Annotated in this window: 23 protein-coding genes; 10 read left to right on the top strand and 13 right to left on the bottom strand. The window is 69.7% G+C overall.

The features are described from left to right. Positions 1 to 13: 13 nt before the first annotated feature. From BM272_RS00790 to BM272_RS13925, 13 genes are all read right to left on the bottom strand, one after another. Positions 14 to 1,654 (bottom strand): complex I subunit 5 family protein, encoded by a 1,641-nt coding sequence (locus BM272_RS00790; RefSeq protein WP_093426857.1) that lies wholly within the window; start codon positions 1,652 to 1,654, stop codon positions 14 to 16. After that, on the bottom strand, positions 1,647 to 3,140 hold the full coding sequence (locus BM272_RS00785) for a proton-conducting transporter transmembrane domain-containing protein (RefSeq protein ID WP_093426856.1): 1,494 nt from the start codon (positions 3,138 to 3,140) through the stop codon (positions 1,647 to 1,649). Before BM272_RS00785 ends, BM272_RS00790 begins: the two co-directional genes overlap by 8 nt. Continuing rightward, positions 3,137 to 4,528 (bottom strand): complex I subunit 5 family protein, encoded by a 1,392-nt coding sequence (locus BM272_RS00780; protein WP_093426855.1) that lies wholly within the window; start codon positions 4,526 to 4,528, stop codon positions 3,137 to 3,139. Before BM272_RS00780 ends, BM272_RS00785 begins: the two co-directional genes overlap by 4 nt. Then, entirely contained in the window at positions 4,525 to 4,800 is a 276-nt protein-coding gene (locus BM272_RS00775; RefSeq protein ID WP_093426854.1) for an NADH-quinone oxidoreductase subunit K, read from the bottom strand. Before BM272_RS00775 ends, BM272_RS00780 begins: the two co-directional genes overlap by 4 nt. Continuing rightward, positions 4,797 to 5,720 (bottom strand): hydrogenase subunit MbhD domain-containing protein, encoded by a 924-nt coding sequence (locus BM272_RS00770; protein WP_205407715.1) that lies wholly within the window; start codon positions 5,718 to 5,720, stop codon positions 4,797 to 4,799. Before BM272_RS00770 ends, BM272_RS00775 begins: the two co-directional genes overlap by 4 nt. Then, positions 5,708 to 6,010 (bottom strand): monovalent cation/H(+) antiporter subunit G, encoded by a 303-nt coding sequence (gene mnhG / locus BM272_RS00765; RefSeq protein WP_093426853.1) that lies wholly within the window; start codon positions 6,008 to 6,010, stop codon positions 5,708 to 5,710. The genes BM272_RS00770 and mnhG overlap by 13 nt, the downstream gene beginning before the upstream one ends. Next, entirely contained in the window at positions 6,003 to 6,281 is a 279-nt protein-coding gene (locus BM272_RS00760) for an MrpF/PhaF family protein (protein ID WP_317622781.1), read from the bottom strand. The genes mnhG and BM272_RS00760 overlap by 8 nt, the downstream gene beginning before the upstream one ends. After that, positions 6,278 to 6,739, bottom strand: coding sequence for a Na+/H+ antiporter subunit E (locus BM272_RS00755; RefSeq protein ID WP_159432973.1), 462 nt, complete (start codon positions 6,737 to 6,739; stop codon positions 6,278 to 6,280). The genes BM272_RS00760 and BM272_RS00755 overlap by 4 nt, the downstream gene beginning before the upstream one ends. A 69-nt stretch (positions 6,740 to 6,808) precedes the next feature. Further along, entirely contained in the window at positions 6,809 to 9,274 is a 2,466-nt protein-coding gene (locus tag BM272_RS13475) for a DUF6701 domain-containing protein (RefSeq protein ID WP_317622784.1), read from the bottom strand. Between the two features lie 2 nt (positions 9,275 to 9,276). Further along, entirely contained in the window at positions 9,277 to 9,681 is a 405-nt protein-coding gene (locus tag BM272_RS00745) for a hypothetical protein (RefSeq protein ID WP_093426850.1), read from the bottom strand. After that, positions 9,653 to 10,534 (bottom strand): PulJ/GspJ family protein, encoded by an 882-nt coding sequence (locus BM272_RS00740; RefSeq protein WP_093426849.1) that lies wholly within the window; start codon positions 10,532 to 10,534, stop codon positions 9,653 to 9,655. The genes BM272_RS00745 and BM272_RS00740 overlap by 29 nt, the downstream gene beginning before the upstream one ends. Positions 10,535 to 10,536: 2 nt before the next feature. Further along, a complete protein-coding gene (locus tag BM272_RS00735; protein ID WP_093426848.1) occupies positions 10,537 to 10,998 on the bottom strand; it encodes a type II secretion system protein in 462 nt (153 codons plus the stop codon). Positions 10,999 to 11,000: 2 nt separating this feature from the next. Continuing rightward, entirely contained in the window at positions 11,001 to 11,534 is a 534-nt protein-coding gene (locus BM272_RS13925; protein WP_093426847.1) for a prepilin-type N-terminal cleavage/methylation domain-containing protein, read from the bottom strand. Between the two features lie 91 nt (positions 11,535 to 11,625). Between BM272_RS13925 and BM272_RS00725 the strand changes: the two genes are divergently transcribed. The 10 genes from BM272_RS00725 to BM272_RS14140 all read left to right on the top strand — a co-directional run bounded on the left by BM272_RS00725 (position 11,626) and on the right by BM272_RS14140 (position 21,273). Then, entirely contained in the window at positions 11,626 to 13,182 is a 1,557-nt protein-coding gene (locus tag BM272_RS00725) for a PilN domain-containing protein (RefSeq protein ID WP_093426846.1), read from the top strand. Next, entirely contained in the window at positions 13,179 to 13,835 is a 657-nt protein-coding gene (locus BM272_RS00720) for a hypothetical protein (protein ID WP_093426845.1), read from the top strand. The genes BM272_RS00725 and BM272_RS00720 overlap by 4 nt, the downstream gene beginning before the upstream one ends. Next, complete coding sequence (locus tag BM272_RS00715) at positions 13,828 to 14,184, top strand: hypothetical protein (protein WP_093426844.1); 357 nt, start codon at positions 13,828 to 13,830, stop codon at positions 14,182 to 14,184. The genes BM272_RS00720 and BM272_RS00715 overlap by 8 nt, the downstream gene beginning before the upstream one ends. After that, positions 14,181 to 15,806, top strand: a complete 1,626-nt coding sequence (gene mshL, locus BM272_RS00710; RefSeq protein ID WP_093426843.1) for a pilus (MSHA type) biogenesis protein MshL — start codon at positions 14,181 to 14,183, stop codon at positions 15,804 to 15,806. Before BM272_RS00715 ends, mshL begins: the two co-directional genes overlap by 4 nt. 2 nt (positions 15,807 to 15,808) lie before the next feature. Then, positions 15,809 to 16,348, top strand: coding sequence for a tetratricopeptide repeat protein (locus BM272_RS00705; protein WP_093426842.1), 540 nt, complete (start codon positions 15,809 to 15,811; stop codon positions 16,346 to 16,348). After that, on the top strand, positions 16,345 to 18,201 hold the full coding sequence (locus BM272_RS00700; RefSeq protein WP_093426841.1) for a GspE/PulE family protein: 1,857 nt from the start codon (positions 16,345 to 16,347) through the stop codon (positions 18,199 to 18,201). Before BM272_RS00705 ends, BM272_RS00700 begins: the two co-directional genes overlap by 4 nt. Positions 18,202 to 18,204: 3 nt before the next feature. Further along, positions 18,205 to 19,431 (top strand): type II secretion system F family protein, encoded by a 1,227-nt coding sequence (locus tag BM272_RS00695; RefSeq protein WP_093426840.1) that lies wholly within the window; start codon positions 18,205 to 18,207, stop codon positions 19,429 to 19,431. An 8-nt stretch (positions 19,432 to 19,439) separates the two neighbouring features. Beyond that, entirely contained in the window at positions 19,440 to 19,928 is a 489-nt protein-coding gene (locus tag BM272_RS00690) for a hypothetical protein (RefSeq protein WP_093426839.1), read from the top strand. Positions 19,929 to 20,038: 110 nt separating this feature from the next. Continuing rightward, positions 20,039 to 20,419 carry a type II secretion system protein gene (locus BM272_RS00685; RefSeq protein ID WP_093426838.1) on the top strand — a complete coding sequence of 127 codons (381 nt, stop codon included), beginning with the start codon at positions 20,039 to 20,041 and terminating at the stop codon, positions 20,417 to 20,419. A gap of 428 nt (positions 20,420 to 20,847) precedes the next feature. Further along, the gene (locus BM272_RS14140; protein WP_159432972.1) at positions 20,848 to 21,273 is read left to right on the top strand and encodes a prepilin-type N-terminal cleavage/methylation domain-containing protein; all 426 of its coding nucleotides are present in this window, start codon (positions 20,848 to 20,850) and stop codon (positions 21,271 to 21,273) included. Positions 21,274 to 21,287: the final 14 nt, after the last annotated feature.

Genomic DNA, 21,287 nt, shown 5'->3' with positions numbered 1-21,287 from the left:
TTTCCGGGCGTCCTCAGCCACCCAGAAGGGTAACCGCTAGCAGGCCGAGCACGACGCCCAGGGCGAGCCCCAGACCACCCCACGCGGCCAGCCCCCCCTCGGCGCGTCGAAGCCCGCTGGAGACCGCCCCGAGCCCGTGCGGCAACCAGGGTCGAGGTTCTACACCTCGCCCGACTCGGTGCCGGCGGGGGCCGGCCCGTCTCCGCCAGCGCGACCCCAGCGCCAGCAGGTCCCCCGCCGGAATCGCCGGGCCCCAGGGGGCATCGCCGCGCCAACGGAGCAGCCAGGCCCCGAGGACCCCCGCCAGCAACAGGGGGGCGAGCGTCTGGAAGAGGCCCTTGTTCACCGAGGCTGCCAGCCCCGCGGCCAACGGCCCCCACAAGAGGGGCACGGCGAGCATCGCGGCGGCCACCGCCGTCGTGGCCACGGCCATCGGGCGCGGTGCCGGACCGACCTCCGAGCCGGCCATGGGGCGTGTCACCACCCAGAGGCGGACCATCAGCGTCGCAGTGGCCAGGGCGCTGAGGGCCAGCAGGGTCGCCCCCAGCCCCGCCGCCTCCGGAAGGGCCTTCAGCGGCTCCTTGAGCAGCGCCTTGGCCGCCGCCCCGCCGGTGGCCGGGAGCCCGGCCATGGCCAGGGCAGCGACCGCCAGGGCGATCCGGGCCGCGCCGCCACCACCGCGGTCCAGCCAGCCCACAGCGAGGAAGAGCGTGCCCTTGGTCAGGGCATGGTGGACGGCATAGGCGATCACCGCCGCCTGCAGCGGCCCGGCCAGCGCCGGATGGGCCCACGCCGTCCCCAGGGCGGCGACCATCACCCCCATCTGGCTCACCGAGGAGTAGGCCAGGACCTCCTTGGGCCGGCGCTGGGTCAGACCGACCGCGGCCGCCACCAGGGCGCCGACGATGCCCAGGGTGAGGAGGACCATTCCCCATAAGACCGTCTCATCGGCCGGCGGCGGGAACCGCAGCCACCCCACCAGCCCCGCCTTGATCATGGCGGCACTGAGGACCGCGCTCGCCGGCACCGGCGCCACCGGATGGGCCAGGGGCAGCCAGACGTGCAGCGGTATCACTCCCGCCTTGATGGCCAGCCCCAGGGCCAGCGCCGGCCAGAGCCCTTGATGGTTGGTCGCCACGCCCACCAGCCCCGCCAGTAGCGCCACCTCCCCCACCATGGCCATGACCAGATAGATCCGACCGGCCCGGCGCGCCGCCCCGGTCCGGGTATGGACCACCAGGCCGTAACTGGCCAGGCTCATGAGGGCGAAGAGGGTATAGAAGGCGGCCGGATCGGTGGCGACGATGAGGCCGAGGTTCCCCGCCATGGCGAGGTGGAAGAAGGCATCGAAGCGCCAGCGCCCGGGCTGCCCCACCAGATACCCCCGGGCGTAAAGCCCCGCTGCCGCCCAGACCAGCGCCGAGACGGCGAGGAGGGCACGCATGCCCGGCTCCAGCCCCCATTCGGTGCCCAGCAGCAGCCAGGGACTCTCCGCCCCCGCACCGGCCGGCAGGACCGCGGCGGCCACCAGGGCGGGGAAGGCGGGCAGCGCCCCGCCAGCGGCCACCAGGCGGCGGACCGGCGGCCACAGGGCCAGGAGCCCCCAGGCCAGAGGCAGGGCCGGAATCAGGACGAAGAGGAGCTCTTCAGCCATCCTGCCCCCCGAGGATCCCGGCGACCCGCTCGGCCCAGGCCAATGGGCTCATTTCGCTGCCGGCGAGCAGGCCCGCGCCCACGGCGGCGCCGGCGGTCATCACCGGCGGCAGCAACAGCATCCAGTGGGTCTCCAGTCGCCCCGCCCGCCCGTGGTCGTGCCACTGCCCCGCCCGCGCCGGACGGAACCAGGCGCGCTGGAGGATAGGCAGGAAATAGGCGGCATTCAGCAGGCTGCTGAGTACCAGGACCCCGATGACCTCCGGTCGATCCACCGCCAGCGCCCCGGCGCCCAGATACCACTTGCTCACGAAGCCGGCCACCGGGGGGATCCCGATCATTCCCAGGGCCCCGATGGTGAAGGCACCCATGGTCAACGGCATGCGCCGCCCCACCCCGTCCATCCGGGAGATCCGGTGGATCTCCAGGGTCTCGGCCAGGTTGCCGGCGGCGAAGAAGAGGGTGATCTTCATCAGCCCCTGGTGGACCAGGTGGACCAGCCCGCCTACCAGCGCCACCGGCCCCGCCATCGCCAGCCCCAGGGTGATATAGGCCACCTGGCTCACCGTGGAGTAGGCCAGCCGGCGCTTGAGATCGTCCTGGGCCAGCGCCCGCCAGGAGCCCCACAGGATGGTGGCCACGGCGAACACCATGAGCACCTGCAGCCCCCCGAAGGCCGCCAGGTAGCCGGGGTGGAACACATCGTGGACCAGACGGATGATCCCGAAGGCCCCGGCCTTGACCACCGCCACGGCGTGGAGCAGTGCACTCACCGGCGCCGGGGCAACCATGGCCCGCGGCAGCCAGCCGTGCAGCGGCACCAGCGCCGCCTTCACCCCCAGCCCCGCCAGCATCAGGGCGAAGGCGGCCACCACCACCGGCCCCGCCTCCGCCGGCAGCCCGGCCCCGACAGCAAAGTCCACCGGCCCGGTCACCGACTCCAGCAGGACGATCCCCACCAGCAGAACCACGCCGCCGGACAGGGTATAACGCAGATAGACCGCCCCGGCCCGGCGCGCCTCGGCGGTGCCCCGGTGGATGACCAGCGGCCAGGTGGCCAGGGTCAGCAGCTCGTAGAAGAAGAGGAAGGTGAGCAGGTTCCCCGCCAGGGCGATCCCGGCAGTCGCCGCCACGCAGAGGCTGAAGAAGCCGAAGAAGCGGCTGCGGTGGTGCCCACCCTCCAGGTAGGCGATGGCGTAGACGGTGGTCAGCAGCCACAGCAGTGATGACAGCGTCAGGAAGAGCAGCGCCAGGGCGTCCACTCGCAGGACCAGGTCGCGGCCCGGCAGCCAGGCCAGAGCGGCTTCGTAGGTCGCCCCACCGGCCACCCCGCGAAGCATGACCACTACCAGGGCGATCTTGGCCAGGGCCGCCCCCAGATTGATGGCGGTCCGCAGGCCGTGGCGCTCCTCGGGAACGTGAAAGATGATCAGGCCCGCCAGCAGCGGAATGAGCACCGCTACCAGCGGTAGCAACGACACGCTCATGCCGCCCCCCCGATGACGAGGGCATGGGCCCAGGGCACCACCACACCGAAGGTGGTCACCAGCAGCGCCAGCCCCAGGGCCGACCACTCCAGCACCGGCGGAACGGGACGGGTCGGCTCAGCCCCCGGGCGTGGATCCAGGGCCGGGTGGAGGATCCGGTAGAGGTAGGCGGCCGCCAGCAGGCCACCGCCGGCGATGAGCGCCATCAGCAGCCATTGCCCCGCCCCCGCCGCCGCCTGCAGCAGATACCACTTGGCGACGAAACCGCCGGACGGTGGCAGCCCCGCCAGGCTCGCCGCCGCCAGGCCGAAGGCGAGCACGAGCACCGGCCGTCCGCGCAGGTGGGCGGCGGCCGAGGGCCAGCGGTCGTGACCGGCGGCGCGGACCACGCTGGCCGCCCCCAGGAAGGCGGCCCCCTTGGCCAGGGCATGGGTCAGGGCCAGCCAGGCCACGCCCATCGCGGCCCCCGCCGCCCCTTCCACCGCCAGGGATACACCGACCGCGAGATACCCCATCTGGGCCACCGTCGACCAGGCGATGATGGCTTTGAGCCGGCCCACCCGTAGCGCCTGCACGGAGCCCCAGACCACGGCACCCACCCCCAGCAGGGCGAACGCCCCGGATGCCGCCGGCGCCACCTCCAGCCAGCGCCAGGCGAGATAGAGGGCCGCCTTGACCACCAGCGCCGAGAGGATGGCGCTCACCGGCCCCGGGGCGCGGGCGTGGGCCGGCGGCAGCCAGCCGTGCAGGGGAAAGAGGGCTGCCTTGAGCGCCAGCCCCGCCAGCGCCAGGACGCCGGCCACCGCGGGCACTGGCCCCGATGCCAGGGCGGCGAGGGAGAGGGTCCCGGTGGCGGTGTAGACCAACGCCACACCGGCCAGATAGAGGGTCGCCCCCACCAGGGAGACGAGCAGATAGCGCAGCCCGGCGGCCAGCGCATCCCGCTCCCCGCTCAGGGTCACCAGTATGGCAGCAGTAAGCCCCACCAGTTCCAGGGCGACGTAGGCATTGAAGATATCGGCAGTAATGAAGACGGCGTTGATCGCCGCCCAGAGCAGCAGCCAAAGCGCCCAGAAGGGGTGGTGCGCGGGGAAGTAGCCGTAGCCGTGGGCCGTGGCCGCCAGCCCCACCGCGGCGCTGGCCAGCAGGAAGAGCACCGCCACGCCGTCCACCGCGATACCGATCCCCAGCGTCCCCGGCCAGCCGCCCAGGGTCATGGCGGCCGGGCCCCCGATGGCCACCCCGTTGACGGCCATCAGAACCACCGCCAGCACCGCGGCCGCCGTAACCATGGCGACGATTCGGCTCGCCGCGGGCGCGAGCCAGGCGACCACCGCCCCGGCCAGGGGCAGCAGCACCGCCAGCAGGCCGGGCAGTAGCGGGCTCACGGCCGCCCTCCGAGTTCCGCCAGTCGGGCCAGGAGGACCAGCGCAACGCCGGTAATGGCCACCGCCACCACGATCCCGGTGAGGACCAGGGCCTGGGCCACCGGGTCGACACCGCTCTCGCCATCCGGGACGGCCACGAGCAGGAGGAAGACGCCGCTGCCGGCAATGTTCAGGGCGATGATCCGGTGGATACCATCGCGGTGGAGGAAGGCGGCGACCCCGCCCAGCACCGCCAGGAAGATCCCCAGGAAGACGAAGATCGCCGCCATCATGACCGCTCCTCCCCGGATGCGGCCACCGGCGCGCCACCGGTAAAGAGCCGGGTCAGGAGCACCCCGATGGAGAGCGCCGCCGCGGCCTCGATGGTCAGGATCCAGACCTTGGCCCAAGCGGCGGGCCAGGCCAGCGGCGCGGTCAGGGCCAGGGTGCCCAGGGCAGCCGCGGTAAAGACCGCCAGCCCCACCATCCCGGCCGGACGTTGCCAGGCCCGGGTGCGGTCCAGCGGCCCGGGGAAATGGGTAAGCTGAATGAGCACCCCGGCAGCGGCCAGTAGCGCCCCCGCCTGGAAGGCGCCGCCGGGGGCGTGGCTGCCGCGCCAGAGGAGGTAGACCGCCAGGACCACCATCACCGGGACCACCAGCCGCAGCAGTCCGCGCTGCAGGGGACCGGCCTCGGTGGTGGGGGGCCGTGGCACCGGCCCGGCTGCCCGCACTGCCAGGCCGGCGGCCACCAGCACCGCCACCTCCAGCAGGGTATCCCAGGCGCGGAAGGCGAGGAGTACCGCGGTCACCGGATGGTCGACACCGCTGGCTTCCAGGTGAGCGGCCACGGGTGGCCGCACGGCCGGCTCCATGGAGAGAAGCGTCCAGGTCCCGGCCGCGGCCACCGGCAGGCTCACGACCACCGCCGGCCACAGCCGCGGGCGCGGCGGCGGCTCGGCCCCGACCTCCGTCCGGCGCAGTCGATCCAGAGCCGCCATGAGCAGAGCCCCGGTAACCCCGGCGCCGATGGCCGCCTCCGCCAGGGCCAGATCCACCGCCCCCAGCCGCGCCCAGGCCAGCGCCAGAAAGAGGCCGAAGACCACGAAGAGGATCACTGACCGGAAGCGCCGCTTTCCGCCCAGGGCGGCCACCGCCACGCCTGCCAGAGCCAGGGCAAGCAGGCCGTCCAGGGCCGCCGTCAGCGCCGCCACGGCGCCCTCCCCTCCCGATGCGCCTCGCGCGCCAGGAGGTGGCAGCTCACCGTCCCGGCGGCCATGACCAGCACCCAGACCAGGGCCAGACGGCCGGCGAGCCAGGGATCGCCCAGATGGAGCGCAACCCCCAGGGCCAGCAAACCCAGGCCGACATTGTCCGCCTTGGTCAGGGCGTGCAGGCGGGTGTAGACATCGGGGAAGCGCAGCAGCCCCAGACTGCCGCCGAGGAAGAAGACCGCCCCGGCGACGGCGAGCAGGGCGGCCAGACCGTCCACGACCTCAGTCATCCCGGGGCCCCTCCCCGGCCCGCCCGATCCGGTGGACGAAGGCGACCACCGCCACCGCCGCCAGGGCGGCGAAGACCAGGGCCACATCCACCAGCACCGCCTCGCCGGTGGCCGCGGCCAGGGCCACCAGAATGCCAACGCCGGCCGTGCCCAGGAGCTGGGCGGCCATCATCCGGTCCACCGGCTCGTCACCACCCACCACCCGCACCAGACCCAGAATCAGGCTGAGCAGGATGGCAATCGCAATGGCCATGAAGAGGGTCTCCATCATTGCCCCTCCCCGGCGTAGAGCCCGGCGATACGCGCCTCCAGGGCATGCAGGTCCCTCCGGATGGGGAGCTTGCGATCGAGGACATGGATGGTCAGCCGCTGACCGTCCAGCCTGGCTACCAGGGTGCCGGGCAGCAGGCTCACCGTCGCCGCCAGCAGATGGCGCGCCGGCGGGGTATTCAGGGTGGTCTCGAAGGTGACCCAGTCAGGGTCCAGAGGCCGGCCGGGGCTCACGGCACGGCGGAGGACATCGACCCCGCCGGCCACGGAGCGCCCCACGAACCAGGGCACGAAGCGCAACCAGCCGGCGGGCGAGATGGGCCAGGCGCCGCCACCGGGCACCGCCAGCGCCCCGGCCACGGCGGCCACCGCGCCAAAGGGGAGCCCGTCCGGTTCGGCATCGGTGAGCAGGAGCCAGAGGCCGAACAGCAGACCCGCCTTCCTCAGGAGCTGGAACACGCGAAAGACCTCCACACCGGCCGGGACGCGTCGACAGGGTACGGCGAGCCGCGTCGATACGGGCGCTAGTTAATCGAAGACCTCGCGAGTATAGAGGACGTTCTCATTGCCTGAGGAGATCCCGTACCAGACGGAACCGCGAGGGCTGCCCTGGCATACATCGGGGAGATCCTCATTCGCTCCTCGATGGAGGTAGGCGTGATTCTCCAGATCGGCGCACACGGCGACCTCGCCTCGCTCTTCCGGTGCCTCGAAAGGGACCACCACTTCACCCTCTTCCAGGCGGGGCGGGAGCGGCTCCCGAAGCGCGAGATCCCCCAACGCTGGCTGGCCCTCCCATTCCGCTGCTTCGGGATCGCCGCCCCGGGCCAGGCTCCGATAGCGTAGCTCCACCGGCGTGCAATCATCGAGTTCGTTCTCTACGAAGCGGTCCCCGTCCCAGTACTCCGCCCGGAGCGGGAGATCCACCTCGCTGAAGGTCGCCGCCGTCAGCCGTTCGATGGCCAGGCGGCCGTAACGCAGGATCGTCTCACCGGCCAAGCGATGGTCATTGTCCTCATCCCCGTCCCTGTCGACATCGAGGGTTGCCTCGCGCAGGGCCACGCCGTCGGCATCGGTAGCCACGAAGGCGACATCGGCCGTGAAGGGGCCATCCGGCTCATCGGCCCGAGCAACCGTCACCTCGGGGGTGAAGCTGGCCTGCCCCTGCTCCCATCCGGAGGTGTCGCGGACGAGTTCCAGACGGTCATCGAGATGGCCATCCTCCGCCTCCGGTGCGACCACGCTCCAGTCCAGGGCCGACAGGGGCGCGTATTCACCCCGGTAGTTCTCGGTAGCCGCCTCGGCAACATTCCGCGCCTCCAGGGTCACATCGGCGGCCAGAGTCTCGCCAAGGTAGGTAAACTCATCGCGCTCCTCTCCATCGCAACTGAGCGCTGAGCGATTCGTGATGTAGTCGGGATCGATGTCGTCGGTATCGACCACCGCGAAGTGGTCCGGGATGAAACGGCCCAGGGGCTCCGGTTCCGGCAAGGCCGTGCGGCAGCCCACAAGGCCGTCCGCATTGACGGTATTGTCGGCCGCCCCGGTTACGCAGTGGCCCTTATCACGGTCGACGGCGGCAAAAGCCCCGTCGTCGTGGGCATCGACGGCCACCAGCCCGGCCTCGGTATAAGCGGCCTGATCCGTCGTTACCTTATTGGCGTCCCGTTCGAAGGAAAGGGAGGTGGGCAGTGAGAGAGTACCCAGCGCCATCCACGCCGGCGCCTGGGGGTGATCGCTGGGCTGCAACAGGATTTCGGCATCGAACCCCTGCCCCGTGGGCAGCGCCTCGATTCCCAGGTTGAAATTATCCCCGGCTGCCTGGCATACCTCATTGTTACACGTCTTGGGGGTGTAATTGGACCAGTCAGAGCGAGTCAGATCTTCCTCGGTAAGATCTTCCTCGGCAGGATTGGTCGTGGCACTCAGCGAGAGTTTGGCCGGGCGGATGGTGAACGCATCGCTGCTGCACCCCTCGTTTTCTACCTGCCCCCCGCCACCACACCAAGGCAGGAAGGGGAACCATTCACACCACTGGCTAGTGCCGTCCACCACAAGACGTGCCCGCAGACGCGCCCGAGCCACCGCCTCGCCATAATCCAGATCAGTCAGCGTTACCTCGTACCCATCATCAGTCTCTTCGAATTCTTCAGCATTGGCACTGCCCCAATCTTCCTGAAGAACCTCACCACAGTCACCCCCATCACTACGAACCAGATCCAGTCCCACCTTATCGATTTCCGAGTCATCGGCATCGAACCGCACGGTCACCCCGAAGGCCTGGTCGACCACCCGGGTATAGAGCGCCACTCCGTCGCCCTTGTACTGCGGGCTGCTTACCTCGATTGCCTGCGCTCCAGTTTCATCCCCACCGTCGCCACTTCCATCATTGCTTCCACCGGGCGTCGTGTCGCCACTGTTCCCAGGCGCATCGGCATCCGACCAATCTCCGGTCCCATCGGGAATACGCATGATCGAATGGCTATTTGTGCCACTCATTTCCGTATCGTGGGGGAAATCTCCTGGTGCACTACATCCCTGCCCCGCCCCGACACCCTCACGACCGGCTACAGAAAGATAATCAATGGTCCGCCCTTCCCCATCCGAGAGCCTTATATCCATCCCTCCCTGACTACTTTTGAACTCGACACAGTCCTGTTCACTTTTGCTCAAGGGTTTGTGAACCAGCCAAGGGGCGCCTGTATCATCAAACTCAGAAAGGCCTACCTTGGCTGCTTCCCCGCATTTATTTTTACCGCCTTCAAACACAACCTCCCAATTCTCGTAGGTACTTTCTTCCAAGTTGGAATCGAGAATCTTAACCTCAATAAAATACTCGCTCCCGGAGTGGCTCACCTCATTGATTGTTGCCTCCCCCCTACGATCTGAGCATTCGGCGCTGGCTACCGCCGGTAAAGCGAAGAGAAAAACCCCAAAAAACCAGCAGAGAACGACCGCGAAACTGCTGGTAAAACGACCTCTTTTCGCTCTCATCTTCACGGTCTCACTCGCATCCGCAGGGTCCGTTTGCTCTCCAGGTCACCCCAGAGGGGGCACCGGCCTACCATCTCCACGGCGTAGATCGAGTCCCCTCCAACGGAGACCTCCTGGCAACCCTCGTCTTCCAGCTCGACGGTACATCCCGAACCCCTGTCCAGATCCAGGGTCGTGCTGTTCGGGCAACTGTCGTCCGTTACGATCCGGTACCGGGCCCACTCCAGCCCGCTCCGAGCGGCGGCTTCGGCACGCAGGGAGGTGACCTCGGCGGCCACCTCCTCATGGGCGGCGCCCATCCATTGGGTCACGCCGGCGGCCACCACCGCCAGCAGCAGTAGGACGGAGATGGCCAGGGGCAGCCCCAGGCCCGTCTGCTCACGGATGGTTGCGGGTACTGAAGGCATGTTCCACCGTTAGAGGTCCGCCGCCGTCGCTCTGCGGCTCCAGTTCCAGGCGGGCGCGGACCAGGCCGCGCCGCTCCAGGCCCGCCGGCTCCAGTTCGAAGGTCGAACCGGCGCCCAATCCCCGCGCCAGCGGGCGGCCGGTCCCGCCAGGCGGCAGGGGCTGATCGACCTGCAAGCCATAGCCTTCGTAGCGGAGCAGGTCGCCACCCTCCACACAGAAGCTCACCGGTGAGCCGACAAGGAAGAAGCGATGCGGCTGCGGAGCGTGGCGCGGGAAGCGCGTATCATTCGCCAGGTTCACCTGCACGACACCCCCGATACTCGTCGCAGCCGCACTGGCAAAACGGCGCAGGGCCACATCATCGCCCGCGGCCGGGTCAGCTCCTTCCCCGTAGATATGGGTATCGGCCGGCGGAGCGGGATAGACTGCAATGTACTCGACCCCGGCCTGTCGAAGGTGGGTCAGATCCCCATCCCCACTCACTCCCTCGAAGCCCAGGACGTGGAAGGAAGTCGCCGTTTCCCCGACAGGCAGCGGCTCCCGTTCCGCACCTCCCGGATACGGGCCACCCTCGGCCTGATAGCGCCCCCCGTCCCGGGTCGGGAGGAACTCCAGACATCGGGCATCCCCGTCGGAATCGGTACGCAGGGAGTAGGGCAGCGCCCTCTCGATCTCCCGCCCCATCCGGGTGAGGGCCAGCCGCGCCTCGCCCAGCAGCCGGGTGCGCTCGGCGGTATCGGCGTAGTGGTCGGTGGCGTTGTCGATAAAGGCGGCCAGGCCGATGCTCAGGACGCCGAGCAGGACCAGGACCAGGACTGCCTCGATCAGGGTGAAGCCGGACTGCCGGATCACGCTCAATTCTCCTTGCCCCGAAAGGCGGACAGTTCGATGGGGCCAGCCCCATTGCCCGGCGGTGTCACCGTGACGATGACCCGGCGCCCGTCCGCTCCTTCCCACTTATCCTCGTTGTCAACGGCCACCTCCACGGTCCAACCGCGATAGACCTCATCCATGGTCTCTTCGTCTCCGGTTGCGGGTTGCGGCGGCTGATCACTCAGGCCGTTGTAACACTCAAGGTGCTCGAAATCGGCGCGAACATCGGGGTTATCACAGGGCTCACCTTTCTTCGCATAGGGCACGGCCATCACCTCGTCGAGATAACTCTTGCCCAGTTCGGCGGCGCGCAGTTGGATCAGGGGGTCGGCGGCATCCCGGGTGGCGTGGACGATGGCCGCCAGGGTGCCGGTGATCCCCACCCCCAGGACGACGATGAAGACGACCATCTCGATGAGGGTAAAGCCGCGCTGCTTCCGCATTCTCACGCCCCGCAGCTCGCATCGCCCGGCCGGCGCTCGGTGTAGCCGGTCTCGGGATGGAGACAGACGGTCTGCCCCGAACCGCCGGCCTGGAGCCGGATCCGGACCGGGTCCGACAGGGAGGTATCGTCGCACTCGGGCCGACCCAGGCCATCAAAGCCCAATCGCCCGGGAGCGCACCCCCCCAGGGTCACTGCAACACTGCCCGGCCACTCGCCCTGGCCGAGACCGCCGGGCAGACGGAGCTCATCGCCTTCGGAAGTGGCCGACCAGCCGGCGCCGTCCACTCCCATCACTACCCCCGGCACCCCGTTCATGGCGTGCAGCTGGGCCCCGCGCAGGGCCACCACCAGGTCGGTGGCCGCCGAGCGCGCCTCCAGGCCCGTATTAAGGCTCAGCCGGGGCACGGCAACGGCGGCCAGCACCCCGAGGATGACCAGCACCAGCACCAGTTCCAGTAGCGTGAATCCGCGTCCCATGACCGGGATTGTGAACCCGGCGGAGACGACGGTCACCATCTGGATGATCTTTAACACCTGTTAACCTTGATCCCCGCCTCGCACCGTGTTCTTCCCTCGCCCACCTCCGGCCCCGTAACATGGGGGCCCCAAGGAAAGGTTCCCGTCCATGTCGCGTCTTCGCTTCCTCGAGGCCCTGAAACGTCGTCTGCACCGTCAACCCCGCCATGAGGGGCGCACGGGCGTCTTTCTGGGAGAGGATACCTTCAGCCTGGCCGCGGTGGATGAGACCGGCGAGAACCTGGTGGCCTGCGCCGCCGGGGACTTCGCCGAGGAATCCCCGTCCGCGGCGCTGGGTCGCGAGGTCGAGCGCCTGGGACTGGGCGGCAGCCCGGCGGTAGCGGTCCTGGATGACGGCGCCTACCAGCTCCTCCACCTGGAGGCGCCCGAGGTCCCCCCCGAGGAGATGGCCGACGCCCTGCGCTGGCGCCTGGGCGATCTCGTCGACTTCCCGCCGGAAGAGGCGGTCATCGCCACCCTGCCCCAGCACTCCGACCGGGGCGCCAGCCGCATGGTCTTCGCCTTCGTCGTGCATCGGCCGGTGGTGCAGCGGGTTATCGACACCATTGCATCGGCCGGACTGCAGCCCGAGGCGGTGGAGGTGCGCGAATCGGCCCTGCGTAACCTCACCGCCCGGATCCCCGACGAGGCCGGCGGCACCGCCACCCTTCATCTCTGCCGGGAAGACGGCGTCATCCTGCTGACCCACGACCAGGGGCTCTACCTGGCCCGGCGGCTGGAGGCGGGTACCGGCCGCCTCGCCGAGGGCAGCACCCTGGAGATGGAGGGGATCGCCCTGGAGCTGCAGCGCTCCCTGGACTACTACGAACGCCAGCTCGCCTCGGCCCCGGCGGCCCGCGCCCTCATCGCCCCCACCCCCATGGACCGGGGGCCGCTCATCGACTACATCAACACCAACCTGAACATCGCCGCCAGCGCCCTGGAACTCTCCCACGTCCTCAACATCGAGTGCGAGGCGGAGGCCGAGACCCTCTCCCGCGCCACTCTGGCCGCCGGCGGCGCCCTCCGGGCAGAGACCGGTGAAACCATCGACCTCCACACCGGCCATCGCCAGCAGCGCGACTACCTCGCGCCCCGGGCGCTGGCCGCTGCCCTCCTCCTCTGGCTGATAGTCCTGACGGGCCTCTCCGGGACCCTGGGCTGGCAGGCCCATCGGGCCGAGGCGCAGGCGGTCGCCGTGGAGGCGGAGTTGAACGCACTCCGCGAGCGCAGGGATGAACTGAACCAGCGACTGGAGGCGCGCGAGGTGGACCCCGAGCTGGAGGCGGAGCTGGAGCGGGCCCGCACCGAGCTGGCCGGCCAGAAGCGCTTCCGCGAGGCCCTCGACGATCTGGAGGGCATGGGCCACGGCGGCTTCTCCCCGCTCCTGACGGGGCTCGCAGATGCCCCGCCCCGAGGGCTCTGGCTGCGCCGCTTCGTACTCGCCGGTGAGGGGGCTGCCCGTTTCGAAGGCAGCGCCACCGCCGCCGAACAGGTCCCCGCCTTCGTGGAGGGGCTGGCGGCCAGCGGCGCCTTCACCGCCAGCCGCTTCGCCCGGATGGACCTCCAGCGGCGCGAGGACGGCGACTACCTCGACTTCCACCTGGTCAGCCGCAGTCTGCTCACGGAAGCCGAGCGGGACGCCGACGGGGAGGGCGCGCCGTGAGGGAACGCCTGCGCGCACTGGGCGAGCGCGCCGCCGGCTGGGTAGAGGGTCGTGGCCGGCGCGAGCGCCTCCTGGGCCTCCTGGCCCTGGTGGCCGCCACCGGCGGGATCTGGTGGCTGATGCTGGGCAGCGCCTGGGTCGACCGCACCGCGGCCGCCGAGGTCCGGATCGCCGATGCCCGCGAGGCACAGGCGCAGGTAGCCGAGGAGGTAAACGAACTGGCCACCCGGCTGGAGCAGGATCCGGACGAGGCCGTACGCACCGAGATCCGCGAGATCCGCGCCCGCATCGACGAACTCACCGCCGAACTGCGCGACCTCACCGCCGATCTCATCCCGCCGGACCGGATGAAGCAGGTCCTGCGCCGCCTGCTGAGGACTGATGCCGGGACCCGACTCATCGCCCTGCGCACCCGGCCCACCCAGACCATACTGGAGCCCGACGAGCGGGGACCGGGGATCTACCGCCACGGCGTGGAGCTGGTCTTCGAGGCCGATTACGGCGCCACTACTGCGTGGCTGGAGCGCGTGGAGGACCTCCCCTGGCGCTTCGGCTGGCAGCGGCTGGAGTACGAGGTGATCGACCACCCCCGGGCGCGGGTCACTCTGCGCCTGTTTACCCTGAGCGGCCACGAGGACTGGCTCGGTGTCTAGCCCCACGATCCCCTGGCTCATCGCCGGCCTGCTGCTGGCCGCTTCCGGTCCCGCTTTCGCCCTGGGTGACCCCACTCGGCCGCCGGCGGGACAGGAGGGGGCTAGCGCCGGCGAGTCGCCGGGCACCTCCTCCGGCGCACCCCGGGTCTCGTCCATCCTCCACGGAGAGACGTCCCGGGCCCGCATCAACGGCGTCTGGCTGCGCGCCGGGGAGGAGCACGCCGGACTGCGCGTGATCCGCATCGAGCGCCGCCGCGTCATCGTCCGCGACGATGGCGAGCGCCGGGAACTCAGCCTGCAAGGGCGGACCGCCATCAAGCGGCCCGTCGACGACAAGGAGCACCCATGACCCGCACCCCCGTTCCTGTCATCGCCCTGGCGCTGGTCACCGCCGCCGGCTGCAGCACCGTGGAGGAGCGCAGCGCCGAGCGCGATCAGCGCCTGGAGGCGGCCATGACCGTGGAGGAGCCCCCGGCGGAATCCCGGCCGGAGGCGGACGACCGCCCGGACGAACCGGAGGTGGTCCTGCCCCCGCTGAGCCCCGCCGGCGAGCCCGAACCGCGCTTCAATATCGCCGTGGAGGAGGTCCCCGCCCGGGACTTCTTCCACGGCCTGGTGGAGGACACCCCCTACAACATCATCGTCCACCCCGACGTCACCGGGACCCTCTCCCTGAATCTCGAGGACGTCACCGTCCCCGGGACCCTGGAGGCGGTGCGCGAGGTCTACGGCTACGAGTTCGAGGAGTCGCCGGTGGGCTTCACCGTCCGCCCGCCGGGGGAGGATGCCCGGATCTTCCACCTGAACTACCTCAACATAACCCGAACCGGATCCTCCTCCACCCGGGTGAGTTCCGGCCGCAGCGAGGGGAGTGAGAGCGAAGGGGACGAGGAAGAGGGTGGCTCGGCCAGCGGTAACCGCGTCTCGACGGAATCCACCTCCGACCTCTGGGCGGAGGTGGAGGCGGCAGTCGACAACCTCATCGCCGCCGACGAGGATGCCTCCGCCACCTTCAGCCCCCAGTCCGGGACCGTCGTGGTCCGCGCCCACAGCCGGGTCCTGCGCGAGGTGGAGGCCTTTTTCCAGCGCCTGCGCAACAGCCTCAACCGGCAGGTCATCCTGGAGGCGCGGATCCTGGAGGTGGAGCTGAGCAAAGGGCAGCAGACCGGGGTCAACTGGTCCGCCGTGGGCTCCAGCAGCGGGCGGGAGTTCCAGGTCGGGCAGACCGACGGCAGCGGGCTGGAGGGTGAGACCGTCACCCTCGGCGACGTCGCCCAGGGGACCCTGGAGACCACCGGCCTGGGCGGGATGTTCGCCGCCGGCTTCCAGGCCGGCGACTTCTCCGCCTTCATCGAGGCCCTCTCCACCCAGGGCGACGTCCAGGTGCTGTCCAGCCCCCGGGTCTCCACGGTCAACAACCAGAAGGCCATCATCAAGGTGGGCACGGACAGCTTCTACGTCACCGACTTCTCCACCGAGCGGGACACCACGACCGGTACCACCGCCAGCAATACCCGGATCAGCGACATCGAGCTCTCCCCCTTCTTCTCCGGGATCGCCCTGGACGTGACGCCCTCCATCGATGCCGAGGGCACCATCACCCTCCACGTCCAGCCCTCGGTGAGCGAGGTCTCCGGTGAGGTACGCTCCTTCTCCCTGGGCCAGGACCAGGAGATCTCCATCCCCATCGCCCGCTCGAGCACCCGGCGCTCGGACAGCATCGTCCGCGCCCGGGATGGCGAGATGGTGGTCATCGGCGGCCTCATCCAGGACCGGGAGGAGGACACCACCTCCCGGGTCCCGGTCCTCGGCAGCCTGCCGCTCATCGGCGGTCTATTCCGCCACCAGGAGACCACCACCACCAAGAGCGAGCTGGTCATCCTCATCCAGCCCCACGTGGTCGGCGCCGACACCTGGCGCGACTCCCTGGAGGACTTCTCGGGGGCGGCCGGGGAACTGCGGGAGCGGTAGCGGTGCGCGTGGCCGTGACCCTGCTACTGGCACTGAGCACCGCCGTCGTCCAGGCCGGGCCCGACTGGCGGCAGCGCTCCGACGGCGAACAGGCCGCCCAGCGCACCCTCAACCAGGCCCAGCGGCTGGCTCCCCAGCAGCCACAGCGGGCCCTGGAGCTGCTGCACGAGGGGCTGGAAGCGCACCCCGGCCACGTCGGCCTGCGCCTGGCGGCGGCCCGCCTGGAGCAGCGCGCCGGCCGGCCCGGGGCCGCCCGCCGTCTGCTGCGGGCCGGCACCCACACCGAGATGGCGCCCCACGCGGCGCGCCGCTACGCCCGCGCCCTGGCCGCCCTGGAGGCCCCCGAAGCGGCCCGTCGACTGCTACGGCGCCGGCTCGCCGCCCTGCCCCGCTGGCCGGCCGCAGCGGTGGCCGCCCTCCGGCGGCGGGGCCCCGAGGAACTCGCCCGGCGCCTCTCCCGCGACTACTGGCAGCGGCAGCGCCTCACCAGCGACCTGCGGCGGCTGACCGCCAACGAGCACCCCGTCCCGGAGACCCCATGACCCAGCAGCGCATCCGCATCGGCGATCTCCTGGTAGAGAAGGGCCGGATCACCGACGAGCAGCTCAAGTCGGCCCTGGCGGAACAGAAGAAGACCGGCCGCAAGCTCGGGCGCCAGCTCATCGAGATGGGCTTCGTCAGCGAGGGGGACATGCTCGACCTCCTCTCCGAGCAGCTGAAGATCCCGCGGGTGGACCTGCGCCACTACCGCCTGGATCCCGAGACCGTCCAGAAGCTGCCGGAGACCCACGCCCGCCGCTTTCGCGCCATCGTCCTGGAGGATACCGGCGAGGACTACCTGGTGGGCCTGGCCGATCCCACCGACATCTTCGCCTACGACGAGCTCTCCCGCGTCCTCAAGAAGCCGGTGCGCCTGGCGGTGGTCAGCGAGGACGACCTGCTCAACGGCATCGACACCTCCTACCGGCGCACCGACGAGATCGCCAACCTCGCCGAGGAGCTCGGCGAGGAGGTGGGCAGCGAGGACGACATCGACCTGGCCACCCTCGCCGATGATCAGGGCGAGGCCAACGCCCCGGTGGTCCGGCTGCTGCAGTCCATCATGGAGGATGCCGTGCAGGTGGGCGCCTCCGACGTCCATATCGAGCCGGACGAGCGCGGCCTGCGCATCCGCCAGCGGGTGGACGGCGTGCTGCAGGAGCACATCATGCAGCAGAAGAACGTCGCCGCCGCCCTCATCTCCCGGCTGAAGATCATGTGCGGACTCAACATCTCCGAGCGGCGCATGCCCCAGGATGGCCGCTTCCAGGTCCGGGTGCGCGGGCGCAGCATCGACGTGCGCCTGTCCACACTGCCCATGCAGCACGGCGAATCGGTGGTCATGCGCCTGCTCGATCAATCCCAGGGGATCCTCTCCCTGGACAGCCTGGGCATGCCGGAGGAGGTCCTGCGCCGCTTCCGCCGCCGCATCCACCAGCCCCACGGCCTGGTCCTGGTCACCGGCCCCACCGGCTCCGGCAAGACCACGACCCTCTACGGCGCCCTCTCGGAGATCAACAAGGCGGAGGTGAAGATCATTACCGCCGAGGACCCGGTGGAGTACCGCCTGGCCCGGGTGAACCAGGTCCAGGTGCGCGAGGACATCGGCTTCACCTTCGCCCGGGTGCTGCGCTCGGCCCTGCGCCAGGACCCCGACATCCTCATGGTGGGCGAGATGCGCGACGAGGAGACCGCCATGATCGGTCTGCGGGCGGCGGTTACCGGCCACCTGGTCTTCTCCACGCTGCACACCAACGACGCCGTGGCCACCGCCATCCGGCTGCTGGACATGGGCGCCGAGTCCTACATGCTCTCCGCCGCCCTGCGCGGGATCCTCGCCCAGCGCCTGCTGCGCCGGGTCTGCGACAACTGCAAGACGCCCTACCAGCCCGACGACCAGGAAAGTGTCTGGCTGCGCGGCACCCTGGGCGAACGGGCGGACGAGATCACCTTCTACCAGGGCCGCGGCTGCCACCGCTGCAACAACACCGGCTACCGCGGCCGCATGGGCGTCTTCGAGCTGCTGGAGATCAACGCCGAGATGGCCGATGCCCTGCGGCGCGGCGACCAGTCCGACTTCGCCGCCGCCTGCCGCCGCGACCCCCACTACCGCCCCATGAGCCTGGTCGCCCTGGACTACGCCCGGGACGGGGTCACCAGCCTGGAGGAGGTCTTCCGCGTCCTCGGGGAAGTGGAGGAAGAGGCGGAGGTCGAGGGCACTTCCGAAGTCGAGGAGGCGCCCCCCGTGGCGACGGCCAGTAGCGGCTACACCCTGGAGCACGGCGGCGGTCCCGATGGGACCGGCCACAGCGACCGGGGGGGCGGCGCACCCCCTCTCGCCCTGGAGGACGACTAGGCCATGCCGACCTTCCGTTACCGGGGACGGGATCGCACCGGCCGCGCCCTCCAGGGCGAGATGGATGCCTCCTCCCGGGAGGCGCTGGCCCGCAGCCTCCAGGCCGACGGGATCACCCCCACCCGCATCGAGGCGGCCCCGGCTCGCGAGACCGGTAACGAGGGGAGCGCCACGGGGATCGCGCGCTGGCTGGAGCCCCGCGTCCAGCTGGGAGACCTGGCCGTCTTCTCCCGGCAGATGTACTCCCTGACCCGGGCCGGCGTCCCCATCATCCGCGCCCTCACCGGCCTGGCCCAGAACACCCGCAACCGCCGCCTGGCCCGGGCCATCCGCAACGTGGCCGAGGCGCTGGAGGGCGGGCGCGGCGTGGCCGACGCCTTCGGCGCCCAGGGGGTCTTCCCCAACCTCTTCGTGAGCATGCTGCGGGTGGGCGAGAACGCCGGCCGGTTGGACGAGTCCTTCCTGCGGATCGCCAGCAGCCTGGAATCGGAGCGCGAGACCCGGGAGCAGGTGAAGGGGGCCCTGCGCTACCCCAGCTTCGTCATGGTGGCCATCGTCATCGCCATCGTGGTCATCAACATCTTCGTCATCCCCGCCTTCGCCGACCTCTTCGCGGGGATGGATCAGCAGCTGCCGCTGCCCACCCGGATCCTGCTGACCACCTCCGCCCTCTTCCTGAACTGGTGGCCGGCGCTGCTGGCCCTGGCGGCGGCGGGAACCGCCGCCTTCCTCGCCTGGCTGCGCACCGAGGCCGGCCGCCTGCGCTTCGACCGCTGGAAGCTGGCCATCCCCGGGATCGGCTCCATCGTCCGCCGCGCCCTGCTGGCCCGCTTCGCCCGGACCCTGGCCATCTCCCTGCGCGCCGGCGTCCCGGTGCTCACCGCCCTGGAGGCGGTGGCCGGCGCCACCGACAACGCCTTCGTCGCCGCCCGGATCCGGGAGATGCGCACCGGCGTGGAGCGGGGCGAGGGCCTGCTGCGAGCGGCGACCAATACCGAACTCTTCACCCCGCTGGTGCTGCAGATGCTCTCGGTGGGCGAGGAGACCGGCCGGGTGGACGAGATGATGGAAGAGGTGGCCGACTTCTACGAGCGCGAGGTGGAGGCCGACCTCAAGCGCCTCTCCTCCTACATCGAGCCGGTGGTCATCACCGCCATCGGCCTCCTGGTCCTCATCCTCGCCCTGGCCATCTTCCTGCCCATGTGGCAGATGGGCGGAGCGGCCCTCTAGGAGGTCCCATGGCGCGCAGCCCCGCCACCCCGCGCCACCGCCTGGAACTCGCCCTGGTCGCCCTGATTGCGGCCAGCGTCGTCGGCCTCTACCTGGTGGAGGGCAACCGCCTGCTCTCCCGCCTGGAGGGCTACCGCCTGGACGAGACCCTGGCGGCGCTGCAGACCGCCACCGCCACCACGGCCCTGGGTAACCGGGCGGATGTCGGCCCCGGCGACAACCCCGTCGCCCTCCTCGACCGGCCCCCCGCCGGCTACCGCGGCGAACAGCCCGGCCTGGAGCCCGCCGAGGTGCCACCGGGGAGCTGGTACTACGATCCGTCCCGGGGAGTCCTGATCCACCGCCCCAAGGATCCGGAACTGTTACGCCCGGTCGATGAACCGCCGGCCGAGGCCGTTCCCCACCTGCAGCTGCGGCTTGTGGCCCCCGAGGGGCGACGGCTCCAGCTGCGCCCCGTCGGCCCCTGGCGCCGCCCTGACCGGGGACAAGAATCGTAACGAAGGTTTTACATCCCGCGCTTTACAGCCCGGTACGCAGCCCATAGATTAGGAGGCACTTAAACACCCTTGTCGCAGGAAGCGGCCCAAGCATCCCGTCAGGAGAAACCATGCAGCGCACTTCCGGATTCACCCTCATCGAACTGGTCATCGTCCTGGTCATCCTGGGCGTCCTGGCCTCCGTGGCTGTACCACAATTCAGTGACCTTGGAGAGGAAGCGGAAAGTACCTCGGTTCGCGCCCAAGCCAATGCGATCACCTCGGCTAATTCAGTGAACGTAGCGAATTGCCGACTCTCCGAAACTGATTGTGTGACTGGCCTCAGCTCGTGTGATGCAGAAAAGGTCAACTCGTTAATGGACAATTTTGACACGACCACTTGGGGAGTAGCCGATGGCGCTTGCGATGATAACAGTGGTGGCACCTTCGAAATCACCGATACAAGCGGAGACCCATACACTACTTCCACGTGCTGCCTCACTCGGAACTAGAAAGCCCAACCCAACCATTTGAATTTAGGTTTTCCGGGAAAGACAGCTTCAGCGCATGCACAGCCCTGCAGTGTAAGTTGAAGCTGTTTATTGATCCTCCGCATAATTGTGAGGGCGGTGTACGACCAACAGGGGTCGAGAACAGGGGGCGAGTCTTGCAAGTTTGTTACAGCGCCCGGAAACCGCTGGCTGATAAGTCGTTGACCGAGCCCTCCGTTCGAATTTCGAACAGTCGCGCCCAAGCCCCCTCCCCACGCGCCTTGATAAGGGGTGATAAGGGGTCAGGTCTTCGATATTTAGGAAAAAGACATCCGGCTGTTCAAATGGCAGCCAATTGGAGCAGCTAGAACACCCGAAACCGGGGTGGCGTGGCAGAATCACAAGTTGTTCTCTCGCGGCTAGGGAGTCTGGCCCACACGGAGGTCACCTTGGGCAGGAGCCCCGGTTTCACACTGGTCGAGCTGGTCCTTGTCCTGGTCATCCTGGGGATACTGGCCGCCGTAGCCGTGCCACAACTGGCCGGAACCGGTGAAACCGCCGAACTCGCCGCCGCGCGTACCCAGGCCGGCGCCATCCGCGCCGCCAGCGCCGTCAATGTGGCCAACTGCCGCCTCAATCCCGCCGGCGGCGACTGTACCGAACTCGATTTCAACTACTGCAGCGACCTGGACGGCCCCGACGGCGCCCTGGCCCGACTACTGCCCGAGTACGATCCGGAACGCTTCGACGTCGCCTTCCCCGCCAACAGTCGCCCGGGCTGCAAGCGCCCGGATACCGAGTTCTTCTTTACCATCACGGCCACCGCCGGCGGCCTCGACGACCCCACTCCCTGCTGCCTGGGTCCCAGCGACTGAAACGATCGCTCCGC

Origin of the sequence: Thiohalospira halophila DSM 15071 (genome assembly GCF_900112605.1) — a bacterium.
In the GTDB taxonomy this organism is placed as follows: Bacteria; Pseudomonadota; Gammaproteobacteria; order Thiohalospirales; family Thiohalospiraceae; genus Thiohalospira; species Thiohalospira halophila.
Note: the sequence above shows the minus strand (reverse complement) of the source record. Positions and strands in the feature narration are given on the sequence as shown.

Excerpts from the sequence above, each read along its gene's own strand:
- BM272_RS00790 (WP_093426857.1), bottom strand. The coding sequence starts at position 1,654 with ATGGCTGAAGAGCTCCTCTTCGTCCTGATTCCGGCCCTGCCTCTGGCC.
- BM272_RS00785 (WP_093426856.1), bottom strand. The coding sequence starts at position 3,140 with ATGAGCGTGTCGTTGCTACCGCTGGTAGCGGTGCTCATTCCGCTGCTG.
- BM272_RS00775 (WP_093426854.1), bottom strand. The coding sequence starts at position 4,800 with ATGATGGCGGCGATCTTCGTCTTCCTGGGGATCTTCCTGGCGGTGCTG.
- mnhG (WP_093426853.1), bottom strand. The coding sequence starts at position 6,010 with ATGACTGAGGTCGTGGACGGTCTGGCCGCCCTGCTCGCCGTCGCCGGG.
- BM272_RS00760 (WP_317622781.1), bottom strand. The coding sequence starts at position 6,281 with ATGATGGAGACCCTCTTCATGGCCATTGCGATTGCCATCCTGCTCAGC.
- BM272_RS13475 (WP_317622784.1), bottom strand. The coding sequence starts at position 9,274 with ATGAGAGCGAAAAGAGGTCGTTTTACCAGCAGTTTCGCGGTCGTTCTC.
- BM272_RS00745 (WP_093426850.1), bottom strand. The coding sequence starts at position 9,681 with ATGCCTTCAGTACCCGCAACCATCCGTGAGCAGACGGGCCTGGGGCTG.
- BM272_RS00735 (WP_093426848.1), bottom strand. The coding sequence starts at position 10,998 with ATGCGGAAGCAGCGCGGCTTTACCCTCATCGAGATGGTCGTCTTCATC.
- BM272_RS00725 (WP_093426846.1), top strand. The coding sequence starts at position 11,626 with ATGTCGCGTCTTCGCTTCCTCGAGGCCCTGAAACGTCGTCTGCACCGT.
- mshL (WP_093426843.1), top strand. The coding sequence starts at position 14,181 with ATGACCCGCACCCCCGTTCCTGTCATCGCCCTGGCGCTGGTCACCGCC.
- BM272_RS00700 (WP_093426841.1), top strand. The coding sequence starts at position 16,345 with ATGACCCAGCAGCGCATCCGCATCGGCGATCTCCTGGTAGAGAAGGGC.
- BM272_RS00695 (WP_093426840.1), top strand. The coding sequence starts at position 18,205 with ATGCCGACCTTCCGTTACCGGGGACGGGATCGCACCGGCCGCGCCCTC.
- BM272_RS00690 (WP_093426839.1), top strand. The coding sequence starts at position 19,440 with ATGGCGCGCAGCCCCGCCACCCCGCGCCACCGCCTGGAACTCGCCCTG.
- BM272_RS00685 (WP_093426838.1), top strand. The coding sequence starts at position 20,039 with ATGCAGCGCACTTCCGGATTCACCCTCATCGAACTGGTCATCGTCCTG.